At 58.8% G+C, this 15708-nt stretch carries 20 protein-coding genes; 6 read left to right on the forward strand and 14 right to left on the reverse strand.

What is annotated here, in order from left to right; all coding sequences use genetic code 11:
* Positions 1 to 782 precede the first annotated feature (782 nt).
* A complete protein-coding gene (locus tag FMA36_RS13655) occupies positions 783 to 1556 on the forward strand; it encodes a TetR/AcrR family transcriptional regulator (RefSeq protein WP_240906367.1) in 774 nt (257 codons plus the stop codon).
* Positions 1557 to 1680: 124 nt separating this feature from the next.
* Here the strand turns inward: FMA36_RS13655 and FMA36_RS13660 are convergent, their stop codons facing one another.
* The 3 genes from FMA36_RS13660 to FMA36_RS13670 form a co-directional block, all read right to left on the reverse strand.
* Positions 1681 to 2268: a TetR/AcrR family transcriptional regulator gene (locus FMA36_RS13660; protein ID WP_159262875.1), complete on the reverse strand. Its 588-nt coding sequence runs from the start codon at positions 2266 to 2268 to the stop codon at positions 1681 to 1683.
* A 579-nt stretch (positions 2269 to 2847) separates the two neighbouring features.
* Positions 2848 to 3792 carry a PDR/VanB family oxidoreductase gene (locus FMA36_RS13665; RefSeq protein WP_159262876.1) on the reverse strand — a complete coding sequence of 315 codons (945 nt, stop codon included), beginning with the start codon at positions 3790 to 3792 and terminating at the stop codon, positions 2848 to 2850.
* A gap of 4 nt (positions 3793 to 3796) precedes the next feature.
* Positions 3797 to 4798, reverse strand: coding sequence for an aromatic ring-hydroxylating oxygenase subunit alpha (locus FMA36_RS13670; RefSeq protein ID WP_159263977.1), 1002 nt, complete (start codon positions 4796 to 4798; stop codon positions 3797 to 3799).
* Positions 4799 to 4957: 159 nt separating this feature from the next.
* Between FMA36_RS13670 and FMA36_RS13675 the strand changes: the two genes are divergently transcribed.
* The gene (locus tag FMA36_RS13675; protein WP_159262877.1) at positions 4958 to 5887 is read left to right on the forward strand and encodes a LysR family transcriptional regulator; all 930 of its coding nucleotides are present in this window, start codon (positions 4958 to 4960) and stop codon (positions 5885 to 5887) included.
* A 74-nt stretch (positions 5888 to 5961) separates the two neighbouring features.
* Here the strand turns inward: FMA36_RS13675 and FMA36_RS13680 are convergent, their stop codons facing one another.
* Together FMA36_RS13680 and FMA36_RS13685 are read right to left on the reverse strand one after the other, a co-directional pair.
* Positions 5962 to 6831, reverse strand: a complete 870-nt coding sequence (locus tag FMA36_RS13680) for a sulfurtransferase (RefSeq protein WP_206065105.1) — start codon at positions 6829 to 6831, stop codon at positions 5962 to 5964.
* Positions 6832 to 6959: 128 nt separating this feature from the next.
* Complete coding sequence (locus tag FMA36_RS13685; RefSeq protein ID WP_159262878.1) at positions 6960 to 7748, reverse strand: SDR family NAD(P)-dependent oxidoreductase; 789 nt, start codon at positions 7746 to 7748, stop codon at positions 6960 to 6962.
* Between the two features lie 386 nt (positions 7749 to 8134).
* On the opposite strand from FMA36_RS13685, the gene FMA36_RS19200 reads away from it, so the two are divergent.
* The gene (locus FMA36_RS19200) at positions 8135 to 8296 is read left to right on the forward strand and encodes a hypothetical protein (protein ID WP_167518036.1); all 162 of its coding nucleotides are present in this window, start codon (positions 8135 to 8137) and stop codon (positions 8294 to 8296) included.
* 139 nt (positions 8297 to 8435) lie between these two features.
* On the opposite strand, the gene FMA36_RS13690 is transcribed toward FMA36_RS19200, so the two are convergent.
* Entirely contained in the window at positions 8436 to 8723 is a 288-nt protein-coding gene (locus FMA36_RS13690) for a hypothetical protein (RefSeq protein WP_159262879.1), read from the reverse strand.
* Between the two features lie 125 nt (positions 8724 to 8848).
* The gene (locus tag FMA36_RS13695; RefSeq protein WP_240906368.1) at positions 8849 to 9256 is read right to left on the reverse strand and encodes a hypothetical protein; all 408 of its coding nucleotides are present in this window, start codon (positions 9254 to 9256) and stop codon (positions 8849 to 8851) included.
* 202 nt (positions 9257 to 9458) lie between these two features.
* Between FMA36_RS13695 and FMA36_RS13700 the strand changes: the two genes are divergently transcribed.
* Together FMA36_RS13700 and FMA36_RS13705 are read left to right on the forward strand one after the other, a co-directional pair.
* Positions 9459 to 10649: an MFS transporter gene (locus FMA36_RS13700; protein WP_159262880.1), complete on the forward strand. Its 1191-nt coding sequence runs from the start codon at positions 9459 to 9461 to the stop codon at positions 10647 to 10649.
* The gene (locus tag FMA36_RS13705) at positions 10646 to 10990 is read left to right on the forward strand and encodes a DUF952 domain-containing protein (RefSeq protein ID WP_159262881.1); all 345 of its coding nucleotides are present in this window, start codon (positions 10646 to 10648) and stop codon (positions 10988 to 10990) included. The genes FMA36_RS13700 and FMA36_RS13705 overlap by 4 nt, the downstream gene beginning before the upstream one ends.
* 19 nt (positions 10991 to 11009) lie before the next feature.
* Here the strand turns inward: FMA36_RS13705 and FMA36_RS13710 are convergent, their stop codons facing one another.
* Entirely contained in the window at positions 11010 to 11792 is a 783-nt protein-coding gene (locus FMA36_RS13710; RefSeq protein WP_206065329.1) for an MgtC/SapB family protein, read from the reverse strand.
* A 168-nt stretch (positions 11793 to 11960) separates the two neighbouring features.
* Between FMA36_RS13710 and FMA36_RS13715 the strand changes: the two genes are divergently transcribed.
* The gene (locus FMA36_RS13715) at positions 11961 to 12842 is read left to right on the forward strand and encodes a DMT family transporter (protein ID WP_159262883.1); all 882 of its coding nucleotides are present in this window, start codon (positions 11961 to 11963) and stop codon (positions 12840 to 12842) included.
* 240 nt (positions 12843 to 13082) lie between these two features.
* Here the strand turns inward: FMA36_RS13715 and FMA36_RS13720 are convergent, their stop codons facing one another.
* The 6 genes from FMA36_RS13720 to FMA36_RS13745 form a co-directional block, all read right to left on the reverse strand.
* Positions 13083 to 13664 carry a hypothetical protein gene (locus FMA36_RS13720; RefSeq protein WP_159262884.1) on the reverse strand — a complete coding sequence of 194 codons (582 nt, stop codon included), beginning with the start codon at positions 13662 to 13664 and terminating at the stop codon, positions 13083 to 13085.
* A gap of 135 nt (positions 13665 to 13799) precedes the next feature.
* Entirely contained in the window at positions 13800 to 14141 is a 342-nt protein-coding gene (locus FMA36_RS13725) for a hypothetical protein (RefSeq protein WP_159262885.1), read from the reverse strand.
* 1 nt (position 14142) lies between these two features.
* Positions 14143 to 14472: a hypothetical protein gene (locus tag FMA36_RS13730; protein WP_346766520.1), complete on the reverse strand. Its 330-nt coding sequence runs from the start codon at positions 14470 to 14472 to the stop codon at positions 14143 to 14145.
* Entirely contained in the window at positions 14472 to 14897 is a 426-nt protein-coding gene (locus FMA36_RS13735; RefSeq protein ID WP_159262886.1) for a hypothetical protein, read from the reverse strand. Before FMA36_RS13735 ends, FMA36_RS13730 begins: the two co-directional genes overlap by 1 nt.
* Before the next feature lie 63 nt (positions 14898 to 14960).
* Positions 14961 to 15377 (reverse strand): structural protein, encoded by a 417-nt coding sequence (locus FMA36_RS13740; RefSeq protein ID WP_159262887.1) that lies wholly within the window; start codon positions 15375 to 15377, stop codon positions 14961 to 14963.
* Entirely contained in the window at positions 15374 to 15583 is a 210-nt protein-coding gene (locus FMA36_RS13745) for a hypothetical protein (protein ID WP_159262888.1), read from the reverse strand. Before FMA36_RS13745 ends, FMA36_RS13740 begins: the two co-directional genes overlap by 4 nt.
* Between the last annotated feature and the right edge of the window lie 125 nt (positions 15584 to 15708).

Here is a 15708-nt window from a genome sequence, read left to right on the forward strand (position 1 = left end):
TGACCATGTTCAGCTGTGTCGCTGCCTTGCAATCGTTAAAATTTAATCGAGCTTTCCCAAGGGTATGCGTCCCCTTGTAGGGAAAGCAGGTAACTTAATATGAACATCGTTCATTTTAAACTCAAAATCTGTCCCTCGCATCCAGGTCGAATAATTCTTAATGAATGCATAGAATGAAAGCGTGTCTGGCTATGTGGGTAGAAAGGCTTTTTCCTCACCTCGTATCGGTATTAATTTCCGATTAATTTCCTGTCAAGAAGAAAGCATCCCTCGTGCAGGATGGATAATCATTTCCTAATTTCCGTGAAAAGAAGAATTTTTATGATTTTTCCCAGGTAGTTAAATAATTTTTACCGCCATATCGAGAAGGTATAAATGCATAAATATTTATATTTTTTGTAACAATAATGTCCATGAATGGCATCTCGTGAAGGGTCTTATATGAACATGGTTCATTAAACTGGATGTTGGAATTGAGGAAAGGAATTCCGTAGCCTGTGCATGCCGCTTACGTCCGCCTCTCGCCAGAAGATAATGAATCCAATAGGCCGCATGGCATTTTCCATCTGACATCAGGTCAGGACCCGCGCTGTCAAAGAAAGGATCCGTTCTGATATCAATTCTGCATCCCCTGCAGTCTGTCAGAATGGTGCGTTATAGATACGGGAAATGGCGGGGTATCCCTTGCCCACTGAGCATCCGATAAAATGTTAATAGGAATTTTATGGTGACCAGATACAAAATAGGAATTATTTCACATTTTGTATAAAATCTATCATTTTTTGACCATACTCGATTGCAAGATAATCTTTGATTATAATCTTACGTTCATGCGCTTATGCTATGCCTTTTCAGAAGGATGCCGTTCCATTCCAAGACGCTATCATAAAGGAAACGTCCCCGAAGATCTGCGCATTGCGACCGTCAGGATACTTGAATCCGAACGGCTTGAAGATCTTTCGGTGCGTCGCCTCGCCAAGGAAGTCAAGGTCGCTCCGGCCAATTTCTATAACCATTACGGAAGCCTGAACGACCTGCTGCTTGATATTGCCGTGGAGTATCTGCAGGTTTTCCGCAAGCAGATCGCGCATATCAACCGCACTTGCGCCAATCGTACCGATGCGCTCAAGCGCTTTGTATTTTACTGCGTGGATTTTGGCTGCGCTCATCCCCAGATCTACCGGCTTATGTTCGGTCATATACCGGATGCCTATGCCTATCCGCGCTACCGCATTACGTCAGGGGCTGCGTTCGAGGATCTGATGGAATTGATCTACGGCCAGCGGATTTTCACGTTGACCGATGATTTCGGCCCCAATGACATGGAAACTCTGAGCCATAAAGTGCAGGCCGGTTACGGCATGTACGCCATGCTCTGCGGTTTATCGAACCTGTTCGTCATGCACGCGGCCAACGGGCCTTTTTTGAAGAATGACAACCCGCGTGAAGGCATGGCCGCTTTTCTTGGTAATATTCTCGATGCTTTCATCAGGGGCGATCTCGCCCGCGCGCTCGATGCAGCGCCGGGCGAAGAGGAAAATGCCCTTAAGGAATGATGGGCACCAGATTCCAGGGCACGTTTTGCTGATGCGGCATGGTCCGGATCATGCTCCGTGTTGTCAGCAAGCGCCCATCATCATGCCCGGGCCCGATCAGCTTTGAGCCGGAGCAGGACGAAAATCAGGGTTGGGAAGACTGATCTGAAGGGGCCATGGCACGGGTTTCACGCAGGATCACTTCTATGGCCCAACTGATGGCGGCACCTGCCTCGCTGCCGTTCATATCGAATTCTTCCTTGAGCGTAAGCCACGACAGGACATTGTCCAGGCAGGCAATCACGGCTTCTGCCCGGCGTCGGTCGGCAGCCGGCACATCTGGCGTATCGTGCCATAGCGTTCTACGCCGACGGATGAGCAGCTCATTACGGAACTTGATCCGCATGGAACGCCCTACCCGTGTCAGGGCAAGGATGCGGGAAAGATTCGGGTGCTCATCAAACCGCTCCGCTGCGACGCGGAAGCCCTGCACCAGATCATCCGCGCCTGTGCCCAGCGCAAAGCCGAATACCTGCGTATTCAGCCATTCGCCCGTAGCCCGCAACAGGGCATCACGGGAGGGAAAATACTCATGGACAATTCTGACCGAAAGGTTGGCGCGTTTTGCAATATAGGCCGTCGAGACCGTGACATCATCGCACTCTTCGATAAGGGCGACAAAGCTTTCAATAATGCGTAGCCGGGTCTGTGCGGCAACTTCGTCGCTCGGCATGTGTCATTTCCCTCATTCCATGAAACGGCTTTGTCATGAGAGCATGTATTGTGTCAATGCCATTGATGTAATGCTCCACCCAAGAGCCGCCTGCTCCCAGTCCTTTTAAGGGCTGGGCGTGGGGCCTAAATGGCATTTCAATACAGAACGTGTTGATTTATATTTTGTTATGGTCGCCGTGACATATAATAACTTTTCCGCCTATAATCAAGCGGTGCGGAACAGGCAGGCAATACCCATAATTAGTCATAGTTTGAAAAAAATCAGCCGGGCTGATGGTTTTTTGTGCTGTTTGCCTGTTTTCCAGCCCCTGGTTTGCCCCCTGCCCTGTGATGATGAACTCGGACTCCACACCATCGATCAGTGCATATTCCAGATCCGCCTTTTTGCCAGGACACCGGCGCATCCATCTTTGCGGATTAGGCTGTTGTCAATAAACATGATTTATACAGGCTCTGAATCACTTCAGGGCCTTTGAGGAAAATTGATCCTCAATAGACCCTTTAAAAATCAACCAGGAAACTGTTTATAATGATAAAATATTGCTTGGATTTGTATAATATAAACTGATCATAACTGTTACAGGTCCAGAGTGAGAGAAGGCGTACGGGCACGTGAGCAGCATAGGGCTATGCTACCGGCCTGCTCCGCCTCGGTCAGTACCATGTCACGGTGCGCGCCTTCCCCTGCCAGCAGCGGCACGACACAGGCCCCGCACATGCCCTGTTCACACGAGAGGCTGACCTCAATACCCGCTGCCATCAGGGCACCGGCAATGCTCTGGCCGGGCGGCACGGTCATGCTGCGCCCGGAGCGGGCCAGCACGACCTCAAATGCCTGCTCATCATCATCAGATGTCATTTCCGTAGGGCGGAAATACTCCGTATGGATCTGCGCAGGCTCCCAGCCCGCGGCGATGGTGTGGGATGACACAGCCTGCATGAAGCCATCCGGGCCACACAGCATGATGGCCGTATCGGCTTCAGGGTGGGAGAGTGCAGCGGGATAGCCCTGTTTGAGGCTCGTGGCCATATGCACGCGGCTCGCATAGGGGGCTGCTCGCAACCGGTCCCTGAACGGTGCCTGATCGGGCGTGCGGGTGTAATAATATAGCGCCCAGTCCGCGCCCTGACGCTGCAGCCGCGCCATCATGGACAGGAGCGGGGTAATCCCGATTCCGCCTGCAATCAGTATATAATGTTGCGCGGCTGGTAGCGCGAAGGCATTGCGGGGCGGTGAAATGTGCAGTTCCATCCCCTTCTCCACCGTGCGGCACAGGGAGTCCGATCCCCCGCGTGAGGCGGCTTCACGCTTGATGCACAGTTCATAAAAACCGGGATCATCGGCGTCGCCACATAGCGAATACTGGCGCACCAGCCCCGAAGGGGTCAGGACATCGACATGCGCGCCGGGCGCGAAGCGGGGCAGCACCCCCTGCCCCGGCTTTGCCCCCAGGCGCAGGCGGACGCAATCAGTGCCTTCCGGCATGACATCATGCACGACAACAGGAAAAAGAGCTGACATGACGTTATGCCGTAAAAAACTGGCTCAGGCCCATCGTGCGCAGGGCACGACGATAGGCGATCGAACTGCGGTCAGCCATGACATGGGCCTCAAGCGTGGGGTCGAGCGGCAGGTTCTCGGGCTTCTGGGCCTCGACAAGCGCGCGGTCTTCCTCGAACACACGCAGGTTGAAGTCATAGACATCCTGCAGCGGCAGGTCCTTGTCGAAGTTGCGGCACATCGGCGCGAACATGCGTGTCTGCCGCGCGGATACGGGTGAAGCCGTGTTCATGATAACCAGCCGCCCGTTATCGGGAAAATGGATTTCCAGCGTGGCGGTAAAGGGCACATGCACCCGGAAGTGACGCAGCCATTCAAAGCCGGGACACCCCCGATCCGTCTTGCCAATGGGGTAGTTGCCCACGCTGCTGCGATATTCGGCCTCGAACCCGTCGGGCGTGATGTGTGTCTTGTAGGGGGGCACCACGGGGTTTTCGGGGTCGGCGAAGGTGTCGGTATGCACGAAAGCGAAGTGGGCGACATCAATGAAGCCTTCCACCTGCCGCCCGGCAAAACCGGCAATGTCGATAAAGGGGCAGTTGATCTGCTGGTAGGCCGGGTCATTCCAGTGCGGCATGGGCGGAATGACCGGCGGCGCCTCATCGGGGCGCAGGCAGGTCCAGATCAGGCCGTATCGCTCCACCGCCGGGTAGGTACGCAGGTTCAGCTTGCCGGGAATGGCGCTGTCAGGGTGGGCGGGCACCCTGACGCAACGCCCCTGCTGGCCAAAACGGAAGCCATGATAGGCGCAGGCCACGCTTTGCCCATCTCCCTTGCCCATGCTTAGCGGCACGCCGCGATGCGGGCACAGATCATCGGCCACCACAATCGTGTCTCCCGCGCGGTAGAGCACCAGCGGGGCATCAAGCAGGGTCACGCCCATCGGCTGTGTGCCCAGATCACGCACCAGGGCAACCGGGTGCCAGCAACGGGCCAGGATCAGCCAGTCATCGGCATCAAATGTCATGTTGCGGGGCAAAGAGGGGGCAGTGGCAGCAAGGGTCACGATGGGGGTCTCCTGAACGGGCCGGAAAGGCTCCAGCGGCTTTCAGAAAGATCATTTCACATGCAGCATGCTCTCAGATATATCATAATTGAGCCTTTCCCATTCTCGAAATAAGAACGCATGCACCCCTTTTCCCGCTTTCTGGTCTATTTTCTGGCGGTCGCGCGCCATAAATCCATCCGCCGCGCGGCAGAGGAACTGCACATCGCCAGTTCAGCCATCAACCGGCATATCCTGCTGGGTGAAAAGGAATTGCAGACACCCCTGTTCGAGCGGCTGCCCACCGGCATGCGCCTGACGGCAGCAGGCGAACTGCTTTATGCCTCCGGTCGCCGCTGGGTTAAGGATCTGGATGACCTGACCCGCCAGATCGATGACCTGAAGGGTATCCGCCGCGGGCAGGTTGACCTGCTGGCACCCGAGGCCCTGTCACGCGCTTTCGTGCCGCAACTCGTAGCAGGCATGAAGGCCAGCCATCCGGGCGTGGTGCTGAATGTGAACATCCGGGACAATAAACGGATATGCCAGGCTCTCCTGGCGGGTGAAGGCGATCTGGCCCTTGTGCTCGACCCTGATGACATGCGCGACATCGTGGTACTGCGCCGCATGACCTTTCCCCTCGGCTTCGTGTGCCCGCCTGCACACACGCTGGCGCGGGAAGGTTCGGTCAGGCTGGCGCAGTGCATGGATCATCCCGTCATCATGCCCGAGCAGCCACTTGCCATCGCCACCGTGTTCGACAGGCTGCTGCAAAGCGGGCGTGTCAGCCCGCCGGTGGCCGCGCGGGCAAACAACGTGCAGATGATGCTTTCGCTGGTGGCGGCGGGGATCGGAATCTGCTTTCTCAGTTCGCTCGATGTCATGGCCGAGGTCCTGCGTGGGGAACTGGCTTTTGTGCCGCTTGCGGGCGCGCAGGTGCCCCATCTCACGCTTGCCCTGGTGCATGACCGTACCCGGCAGCTTTCGCGCCTGACGCGGCAGGTTGAAGCCATGACCAGGGACATCATGACCAGTCACGCCCGGCAGGGCGAACTGGCACAAGGATCGTAAACTCGCCCCTGATGTGTTCCAGAAAAGGCCTTTCACGTCAGGGCAGGCGTGAAAAAGTCCCCTCATTTCTTCCCTCAGGCGCCGTTATAGGGCGCGGCGGCTTTTGGCAGTCCGCCTTCAATCGGGAGTTCCAGGTTGCGTGACCACTCGTTCCACGAACCCATATAGATGCGCAGTCTGCTGAACCCGGCCGAGGCCAGCGCCACATAGGTATTGGCGGCACGCGCGCCCTTGAAGCAGTAGATGATGATGTCATCATCAGGGTGCAGGTTGCGCGTGGCGGCCAGTGCGCGGATTTCATCAGGCGTGCGGAAGGCGGCATGGTTGTCGGTCACCTTCATGAAGTCATACCATTCGATCCACACGGCACCGGGAATGCGCCCCTTGCGCGGCGCGAAATCAACCCCGTAGGGCGATGAACTCTCAGCCAGCCATTCCACCCTGTCGCGGTTGTCGAGCAGCTTGATGGTGGAAGAGCCCAGCGCTGCCCGCACTTCGGCCTGCGTTGCCATGAGGCTGGCATCAGGCCGCAGGGGAAAGTCCGTGCCTGCGGGGCGGGTGACATCGGTGGTTAGCGTGCCCCCGGCCCTGCGCCACGCGCTCAGCCCACCATCAAGAATGCCCACCTTGGGGTAACCCAGATAACGCAGGATCCAGTAGCCCCGGCAGGATGCGCCATAACGGGTGTGCAGGGCGTCTTCATACACGATGGCGGTTCTGGTGCCATCCAGCCCGTAATCGGCAAAAAGGGAGGCAAAGGTCTGCTGCAACTTGTGCAGCCCTTCATGCGAGGTTTCGGCCAGATAGGTAAAAATGTCCGGCATGTTGACGGCGCCGGGAATGTGACCTGCCGCGAAATCCCTGGGGTCACGCACGTCAATCAGGAGAACGTTTCTCCCTGCGGCACGCACATCGTCTGGTGAATAAAGAACGGTGGTGGACATTAAAATTCCCTGCGGCATGGTGATGGACAGACCCTGTTCTCCTACCAGTAATCCGCATGGTCATGGAGGGGTTGCGACACGCCCCGGCCATGACCGGCGCGGGACGCATGCGCGCAGGGCTGCCCGGGTCAGATCGTGCTCAGCACGCCACCGTCAACGCGCACGGCCGCCCCCGTGGTGGCCGAGGCCTGCGGCGAGGACAGGTAAACCACCATGTTTGCCACCTCATCCACGCTGGCGGCGCGGCGGATAATGGAGGAAGGACGGTGCTGCATTACAAATTCCGCCGCGACTTCCTCCATCGTCCTGCCGGTTTTTTCCTGCTCGGGCCTGAGCATTTCCGCCAGTCCTTCCGACAGGGTTGGCCCTGGCAGCACGGAATTGACGGTTACATTGGTGCCTGCCATCCGCTCCGCCAGGCCGCGGGCGATGGTGACCTGCGCGGTCTTGCTGAAACCGTAATGAATCATCTCGACCGGAACGTTGAACGCTGATTCTGATGAGATGAACACCACGCGCCCCCAGTCACGCTTCTGCATGCCCGGCAGATAGGCGCGTGAAAGCCGCACGCCAGACATGACATTGACCTCGAAAAAACGGGTCCAGTCGGCATCCGGAGTTTCAAAAAAATCTTTCTGCTCAAAAATGCCCAGATTGTTGATCAGAATATCGCAGTGCGGGTGGGCTGATACCAGCGCCGCGCACCCTTCCGCCGTGCCCAGATCGCCCGTAAAGCCAGCCACGCTGCCTTTGCCCAATGCGGAAAGCGCCTTGATCGCCTCGGCTACCGGTGCCGGGCGGCGTCCGTTGATGATGACATGTGCACCGCTCGCGGCCAGTCCCCTGGCAATGGCCAGGCCGATCCCGCCGGTCGATCCTGTTACAATGGCCGTGCGGCCTGTCAGATCAATCTGCATGGTCGGTTTTCCTTTCTTTGCGGGTGGGACACGCTTATGCCCTCTGGTGTTTCGTGGTCCCTACAAGACCATGGATGCTCCGCAAGGGCCAGAAAAAGTGCGCGTATTGCTCAGACCATATGACGGCATGGCCACGCTGTTTCGCCCGGTTCCGGCAATTTTTCGCCATCACGTTTATTGCAGTGGGGTGGATCTGAATTACCTGCGGCACAGGAAGAATAGATTCCTAACAATACCAGAACGAGGTCGATCCGGGCCGCCTGCATAAGGGAAAAAGCCGGGGTGCTGCGAAACAGGATTCATACAATCGTCACACTTATGATGTTCCATATTTGTTAAGCATCCCTGCCTGCGCTTTGGCGGGCTTTTTCAAAGGTTTCCGGATCATGAACGTACAGTCCGATTCCACTCCAAAACCCCGCAAAGAGCCGCATGAAGAGTGGCGTGAAGCCCTGCTGCGCGCATGGCGCAGCAGGCGCGGCTATGCCCGCCCGCAGGATGCCACGCATACGGTATCCGATGAAGGTTTTCTGTATGATGATGCCTGAAATGCATGGCAGCATCACGTAAAATTCAGGTATTGACCTTCAGAGATATAAGTGATGCATTCGGTTACAAATGAAATAGCGGTATGCCCTTTATATCATCGGACCGTTATTTTATAAGGTAATATCTGATTTGAAAAAATCAGTTCGTTAGGAAGGAATAAATTACATGAAAAAAGCACTGCTTTTTGCTGCGGCCCTCGGTCTGGCCCTGCCCGTCGCTGCTCATGCGGATGACAACAACGAGCAGCACCACGGCGAGCACCGTGGCCACCATGGCGGCCATCGCGGCCATGAAGGTCACGACCAGAACGGTCAGGGCGGCGAGCATGGCGACCGTGACCACGGTGGTGAAGAGCGCGGTGGTGAGCATGGCGAGCACGAGCACGGTGGCGAGCATGGCGATCATGACCACGAGCATGGCGACCACGGCCAGCAGTAATCTGCGCGCCTGACACCATGTGTCAGAAAAGGGGCTCCTGATGGAGCCCCTTTTTTTGTTCCCACCATGCCGTGCTTTGCAAGCGCCTCATCGCGGCTGGCACTCCGGTCTGTTCAGAACAGGATCAGGTCGATGCCAATGCCCACCGCCATCATGCTCCACAGGCCCACCAGCAAGGCCTTGCGGCGGATGATATGACGCGACAGGAGCACGATCAGCGGGTCGCCCTCAGTTGCGGTGGTCCGTTCGCCGGGCCTGAGTTCCCGGTAAAGTCCTCCGTTTTCCGTAACGCCCACCATATTGAGCAATCCCTGGCGGAAGCTGCGCAGGTCTTCTTCGGTATAGAGCGTCTCGCGGTTGATGGTGATGGTTTTCGGCCCGCAGCGCAGCAGGCGCATAGCGCGCAGGTGGCGGGGGCGGATGCCCAGGTAATCCGATGCTTCGCCTACCGGCAGGATGGCCCGGCGCGGAAAATGCAGCACGGCTGGTCCCGTATCATTGCCAGGGAGGGGCATCATCATGCGAACCTTTCCGTCTATTCATGCGCAGCGGTGGTTGATTGCCCCCACGGTGCTCCCTTGGTGCCGCGATGACCAGACCGATTTTACATCATGACCGTAATTGTGCGTCTCACCCCCCTTTTCGCCCTATGGATATGGCGTTAAAGCGGCCCGGTTTTGCTGTGCTTGCAAGCAGGCGGCGTGCCGGGAGGTAAATGAGTTTATGATGCGTATTGTCATGCTCTCGATGGGGGCGTTCGTCTGGCTGGTGACCGAGGTGCTGCCCATCGGGCTGCTGACGGACATGGCGGCTGGCCTGCATGTCTCGCCCGGTCGCATCGGGCTGCTGGTCACGGGCTATGCCTGGCTGGTGGCGCTGACGGCCATCCCGCTCACGCTGCTGACCTCGGGGCTGGACCGGCGTACGCTCATGGCCGTGCTGCTGGGGCTGGCGGGGGTGATGGATATAGCCTGCGCCTTTGTCAGTCACTACGCACTCATGGCGGTGATGCGGGTCGCGCTGGCGCTCGGGCATGGCATTTTCTGGTCGATCATCGCGGGGGTTGCCGTGCGCCTCGCGCCCCATATGCCGGTGGCGCGTGCTACGGCATGGGCATTTACGGGGGTTGCGGTGGGCTTCGCCGGGGGGATTCCCCTGGCTGCGGCCATCGGGCAATGGCTGGGCTGGCGGGCGGCATTCGTGGTGTGCGGCATTGCGGCGCTGGCTATCATGGGCGGCGTTCTGACACTATTGCCGCCCCTGCCTTCGCAGCGCAGGCATCTTGATATTCCAGCTCTTCTGCGCCAACCGGTGCTGCGTTACATCGCTGTGCTGACCGCGCTGGTGGTGAGCGCCCACTTCACGGCCTATACCTATATCATTCCGCTTCTGTCAGCCATACCGCACACGCCAGAACGGCTGGTGCCGCTGTTGCTGCTGGTCTATGGCGTAGCGGGAATCGGAGGCAACTGGTTGGGCGGTCGCCTGCCCTGGTCGGCGGGGCGTATGATTGGCATCGCCATGCTCGCCCTGATGGCAAGCCATGTGCTGCTGCTCGCCTCGGGCTGGTCTGCGTGGCTTGCGTGGGTGGATATGGCGGTATGGGGCATCATTGCCGCCCTGATCAATCTTGGCCCGCAAAGCTATGCCATTGAACTGGCCCCCCATCAGCGCGAAGCTGCCTGTTCGTTCTGTGTCACGGGCTTCAATAGCGGCATCGGCGCGGGCGCGCTGTGTGGCGGGGTGGTTCTGTCCAGCGCTGGCCCTTACGGGGTTCTGGCGTGGAGCGCAGGGCTGGCCGGGGTGGCTCTGGTCGCGTTGCGCGCAGGCAGGAGCTACGGCGGGCGGCATGTTTCCTCTGGCGGCGCGCTGCCCTATGCTGCGCCCTCCCCTGACCGGACCAGAACGTCATGACAGATCATATCGTCTATAAAATCCTGACTGCACCGGAGCATGAAGCATTTGCCCGCGTGGGCCTGTTCAAAGGCTCGCCGGCTGATGTAGCGGATGGCTTCATCCATTTCTCCACCGGGCCGCAGGTGCATGGCACGCTTGAAAAGCATTTTGCAGGCCAGAGCGGCCTTGTGCTGCTTGCGGTCGATCTTGGCCTGCTCGACCCGGCAGCAGTGCGCTGGGAGCCCTCACGCGGAGGGCAGCTTTTTCCGCACCTGTATGCTCCCCTGCCTGTTGGCGCGGTTGTGGCCACGACTGCCGTAACCCGCGATGCACAGGGACGCGTGCAACTGCCGGTCTGAGCGGCCGGGTGCAGGCTGCCTATTCGGGGTCATGATCGCCTTCATCGGTTTCCACGCTGATCATGCCATCAATATCCGATAACGCGGCAACAAGGTGCGAGACGGGTCGCCTGCCGCGTACCTTGATGAACAGCGTGACCGTGCCATGGGCCGGCCTTTCATCTGGCGGTGGTAGCTCCGCATCGTGCTGTCGGTCGCGCAGATCCTGCAGGGTTTCAGGGTCGTGCAGGGATTGATCAGGCGGCTCGAGCTTGACGCGGGTAATGGTGAAACGCAGCCTGGTGCAGCGGATCAGGATCACGCGCAGCAGCCCTCGCCCATCAGGGTAGGACAGGAACAGCCCGACCGAGCGGGCGGCATGATCGCGTGGAATAAGGTGGCTGATGCGCGGAAAGCCGAGCATGATGATGAAATGGCCGATGGTTGTCGCTACCGCCAGCGTAATCAGCCCCGCCCCACAGGCCATGCCCAGTGCCGCAGTCAGCCAGACTGACGCAGCCGTGGTCAGCCCCCGCACGATGTCACGCCGCATGAAGATGACCCCACCGCCAATGAACCCGATGCCCGATACCACCTGTGCCGCGATGCGTGAGGGGTCCAGCACGACACGCCCCGCATCAAGGATGTTGTTGAACCCGTATTTTGACACCAGCATGAACAGCGCGGAGGCCACTCCCACCAGCGTGTAAGTGCGCAGGCCAGCGCTTTTTTGCCTGAACTCCCGCTCCATCCCCACCAGTGCCGACAGGATGAAAGCAAGCACGAGTTCACCAAGCTGGAGCCAGCCTTCGCCTGATGACATATTGGCAAAAAGTGACAAGGCTGCCCTCCCTTGCGTCAAACCATGCGCCTGTCTGTTAAACAGCACGGAGGAAGACCGGGTTGCGTGCCAGTCAGAGTAGTCCCGCTTTATTCATGGTGATCTGGAGGAAAGGGTGAAGATTGCAATAAAACAGTGGATGGCGCGCGCATGGCGATCATAAGCCTTCCCTCACGGCAGGAACTGGCACTGATGGGCGTAACACTGTTCTGGGGTGGCACGTTCCTGATCGTGCATGTCACGCTGCGACATTGCGGCCCCCTGTTTTTTGTGGGGTTGCGCTTCATGACAGCGGGTCTGATCGGCTGCACGGTTTTTCATCGTGCCCTGCGGCGGATAAGTCTGACCGAGATGGGCGCGGGCATGGCAATCGGCATCACCATATGGGCTGGTTACACCCTGCAGACCTATGGGCTGCAAACCATCAGCAGCAGCCGTTCCGCTTTTCTGACCGCGCTCTATGTGCCGATCGTGCCCCTTTTGCAATGGATCGTGCTGCATAGGCCGCCACGCCTCATGAACTGGGTAGGGATCGGGCTGGCTTTTGGCGGGCTGATGCTGCTTGCAGGCGGGGGTGCCACGCAGGGTGGATTTGGCCGGGGTGAATGGGCCACCGTGCTGTGTGCCGTATCGGTGGCAGCCGAGATCATGCTGATCAGCCATTGTGCAACGTTGGGAGACAGCAGGCGTATAACCGTGGTGCAACTGCTGGTGGCCGGGCTCCTGGCCCTGCTGGCAATGCCGGTTGCGGGCGAGCGCCTGCCTGAATTTTCATGGATCTGGATTGCCGGGGGCGTAGGCCTTGGCGTGGGCAGCATGTTTGTGCAACTGGCCATGAACTGGGCGCAAAAAGCCGTCTCGCCCACGCGGGCTACCATTATCTACGCGGGTGAGCCCGTATGGGGTGGCGCTATCGGGCGCATGGCCAATGATCTGTTGCCAGCCACCTCGGTTCTGGGCGCGTGCTGTATTGTAGCAGGCGTGCTGGCAAGTGAAATCAGGCTGCCTGCACGCCCGGAACCCAGGAAGTGATAAAGAATAAAAGCTTTTAGGCGCCGTTTTTTTAAGGTGGCGTTTCGTGAAGTTGCCAACTGACTGTTATCACGCCGTCGGCGGCCCAAGACGTTCGCAGATCATTCGCTGCCGCCGCCAATAACGTAGCATAAAAAGCCCCCCAGCCAGCAGGCTCATGGTATTTCCCACCACAATGCCACAAAGGAAGGGAAATATCGTTGCAGCATGTTCCATATTGCTTCACCTGCTCATGGTTCTTCAGGCACCATGTCTGGCCACGAAAACCGTAATCTGCCCGACCGCTTCCTGCGCAGACACGGCTGTGCCAACTGCCGGACGCCGTGCCGTCATGTCCACCATGGCCTTGAGCAGCGAGATCAGCGTTGATGCGGCATTTGCTGTCGTTTTCGCCTCCGAGACCACAGTGCCCGACAGGCCAGAAGCCATGCCGGCGATGACGGCAATAATGAGTGTATTGATCTGCTCAATGTCAGATAAAATACTGTCAAACGCCGTGCGGATGCTGGTCGTGTCGTAACTTACGGATGTGCTTGACCCGGCGGCAGTCCCGAACGCATCAAGCGCCTCCCTGAGTGCTGCGATCACCGTATTGGCCAGCGCCACGTTTGCAGGCCCCATGGCCGCCGTGACAAATGAAAGACTGATGGCAGTATTGGCAAAGGATACGATGGCATTCCCGTAATCCGTTACTTCAGCCACGTTCAGGGTGATGGTAGTGATCTTGCCCGCGCGAGTGAGCGTGCAGCCAGCGAGTGCACCGGCCATCAGCGTTCCCGCCCCCATGCGTAGCGCGCGCCGACGGGAGAGAAAAAGGTTCATGTGCCTGATTCCTATGAAAAACCGCCCTGACGGCGGTGAGATGGACCTGACTTATTTTTGCCGTAATAAAAGGCAGAATGGGGTTTGCAGCTTCGGCTCACATCGGCCATCCACCTAGCGCCGGAGCTGCACCCCCTATTCTTCCAGTATTTCGGGCCTGCCCTTCCTGTTCAGAACCGGGATGCCCGCGGCGGTTACGGCCTGCTTGGCGGCAGGCTTGTCGGCAAGCGGTACACGCACGCCTGACTGCCCCGGCTTGAAGTGATTTTCCGCCCAGCCGATATTCAGCCCGATGGTGGTCATAAGCTGATAGGCCACGGCCCACCGGCTGCCCGCATGCGGCGGCGGGATGATGGCAGCGGCGGCACTACAGGCGAAGACGAAGATCGCGGCATAGAGCGTATATTGTTCCGGCACTTCGGCCAGCAGGAGCGCGATGACGGCTCCGAGGCCACCCAGTTTTGCGGTCGTGTTCATGTCATGCCTCAATAGCCTGTGCGAACAGGGCGACGTGTTGTAGTTCAACGTCCCCTGCCTCAAGCGCTGTGTTGTAGTGAGTTTTCCAGAACCGGTATTGCCCGACAGCATCATCGGCATCAGGCGCGCGGTAGCATTTCAGCCGGGCCCGGATGGCAGACAGGCCCAGCGCCGGACCGCCACCCCGCACCAGCGCGCGGTAGCCGGTTTCGGCCAGCGCGATGCCTGCGAACAGGTTGACCGCAGCGGGTCCGCCAAGGCCGATGAACGCCAGCGCCGGTGCGATGATGCGGGCCTTGAGGTCGGCCAGTAGGCCCGGCGCGGCCATCATCACCCATGCCCGAACGCACGCTTGCAGAACGACCATGCTGCATCACCAATCTGCCCCCAGCCCAGCAGGCCGGTTGCGAGAACGATGAAGGTCATGGTCACCCAAGAGGTCAGTTTCAGTCCGCCTTCGATGCGGGCCAGCCTGCCCGATATGTCCGCGTCCCGTTTGGTGGCGGTGTCGGTCATGTCGTCCACCCGCTCCATGATCTCGCGCCGGGTCTGTGCCCCGGTATCGGCCATTGATTTTGTCAGGTCGCGTCGCAGGTCCGCAAACTGGACAGACAGAGTATTCAGCCCGTCACGCAGGTTATCGTGGCCGCCCTCGACCTTCGCCAACCGCTCACGCACGCGGGCCAGATCCTCGATCGTAGCGCAGCGCTGGGGCACGACAGGACCGCCCTGCGTCAGGGGTATTGTTTCGCTCATTCGTTTTCTCATAAAAAAACCGCCCGGATGGGCGGCGTGGTAGGCGCGGAATGTGCAGGCCGTTCAGGTCATGGCGGACGTGGGCGTAATGCCAAGCGCCTGATCAATCTGCACCAGGCCGAGATGGCCGCCCCCGTTCTCGATGGTCACAATGCCACAGATCAGGCGCGCCATCGTGGCCGGGTCATGCAGGTCCAGCACGGTATCAGGCTGCACGCCCATCTGACGGCACAGGCTAGCGATATAGGCGCTTGTGATGTTTTCAGTCGCGGGGGCATAGACCGATATGATGCTGGCAACCGTGGTCAGGCCGCGCTCCGCGTAGCGCAGGAGTTGGGTCCGCAGGGCCTGTATGCCGTCCGCCATGGTCGGGAAGGCCGCAAAGCGCGGGTTGCTCACGCCGGCTTCCAGATGCGCGCCGGGCTGGTGCGCATAGTTCAGGTTGCCGGGGTTGTTGTTGCGGATGCCGCGCGAAGTCATGTCGTCGCTCCTGTCGTAGCAGTTGCCGTCATCACATCCGTGGGCTGGGCAGGTAGGGCGGTGCTGGTGGTGTCGGTGCCGCTGGCAATCGCGCTGACTGCCAGCACATAGGCCTTCATGTCAGCCGTGAATGTCTCGCCCATCGCGGCGGCAAGGCTGGCCTGCTGCTGTATCCAATTTTCCGCTACCGTCGCCTGCGCCTGCAAGGAGTTTACAAGCGCGTTCTGCGCTGCCGTATATTCAGCTTCGCTGCAAGCAACGCATCCAGCTGGTATTGGCTGCTTGTCATCAGTCCAGGCATACACAACTTCGACTGTTCCTGATGCGCTTT

This window comes from Komagataeibacter xylinus, assembly GCF_009834365.1.
Taxonomy (GTDB): domain Bacteria; phylum Pseudomonadota; class Alphaproteobacteria; order Acetobacterales; family Acetobacteraceae; genus Komagataeibacter; species Komagataeibacter xylinus_D.

Excerpts from the sequence above, each read along its gene's own strand:
- FMA36_RS13660 (WP_159262875.1), bottom strand. The coding sequence starts at position 2,268 with ATGCCGAGCGACGAAGTTGCCGCACAGACCCGGCTACGCATTATTGAA.
- FMA36_RS13665 (WP_159262876.1), bottom strand. The coding sequence starts at position 3,792 with ATGTCAGCTCTTTTTCCTGTTGTCGTGCATGATGTCATGCCGGAAGGC.
- FMA36_RS13670 (WP_159263977.1), bottom strand. The coding sequence starts at position 4,798 with ATGACATTTGATGCCGATGACTGGCTGATCCTGGCCCGTTGCTGGCAC.
- FMA36_RS13675 (WP_159262877.1), top strand. The coding sequence starts at position 4,958 with ATGCACCCCTTTTCCCGCTTTCTGGTCTATTTTCTGGCGGTCGCGCGC.
- FMA36_RS13680 (WP_206065105.1), bottom strand. The coding sequence starts at position 6,831 with ATGTCCACCACCGTTCTTTATTCACCAGACGATGTGCGTGCCGCAGGG.
- FMA36_RS13685 (WP_159262878.1), bottom strand. The coding sequence starts at position 7,748 with ATGCAGATTGATCTGACAGGCCGCACGGCCATTGTAACAGGATCGACC.
- FMA36_RS19200 (WP_167518036.1), top strand. The coding sequence starts at position 8,135 with ATGAACGTACAGTCCGATTCCACTCCAAAACCCCGCAAAGAGCCGCAT.
- FMA36_RS13695 (WP_240906368.1), bottom strand. The coding sequence starts at position 9,256 with ATGATGATGCCCCTCCCTGGCAATGATACGGGACCAGCCGTGCTGCAT.
- FMA36_RS13700 (WP_159262880.1), top strand. The coding sequence starts at position 9,459 with ATGATGCGTATTGTCATGCTCTCGATGGGGGCGTTCGTCTGGCTGGTG.
- FMA36_RS13705 (WP_159262881.1), top strand. The coding sequence starts at position 10,646 with ATGACAGATCATATCGTCTATAAAATCCTGACTGCACCGGAGCATGAA.
- FMA36_RS13710 (WP_206065329.1), bottom strand. The coding sequence starts at position 11,792 with ATGTCATCAGGCGAAGGCTGGCTCCAGCTTGGTGAACTCGTGCTTGCT.
- FMA36_RS13715 (WP_159262883.1), top strand. The coding sequence starts at position 11,961 with ATGGCGATCATAAGCCTTCCCTCACGGCAGGAACTGGCACTGATGGGC.
- FMA36_RS13720 (WP_159262884.1), bottom strand. The coding sequence starts at position 13,664 with ATGAACCTTTTTCTCTCCCGTCGGCGCGCGCTACGCATGGGGGCGGGA.
- FMA36_RS13725 (WP_159262885.1), bottom strand. The coding sequence starts at position 14,141 with ATGAACACGACCGCAAAACTGGGTGGCCTCGGAGCCGTCATCGCGCTC.
- FMA36_RS13730 (WP_346766520.1), bottom strand. The coding sequence starts at position 14,472 with ATGATGGCCGCGCCGGGCCTACTGGCCGACCTCAAGGCCCGCATCATC.
- FMA36_RS13735 (WP_159262886.1), bottom strand. The coding sequence starts at position 14,897 with ATGAGCGAAACAATACCCCTGACGCAGGGCGGTCCTGTCGTGCCCCAG.
- FMA36_RS13740 (WP_159262887.1), bottom strand. The coding sequence starts at position 15,377 with ATGACTTCGCGCGGCATCCGCAACAACAACCCCGGCAACCTGAACTAT.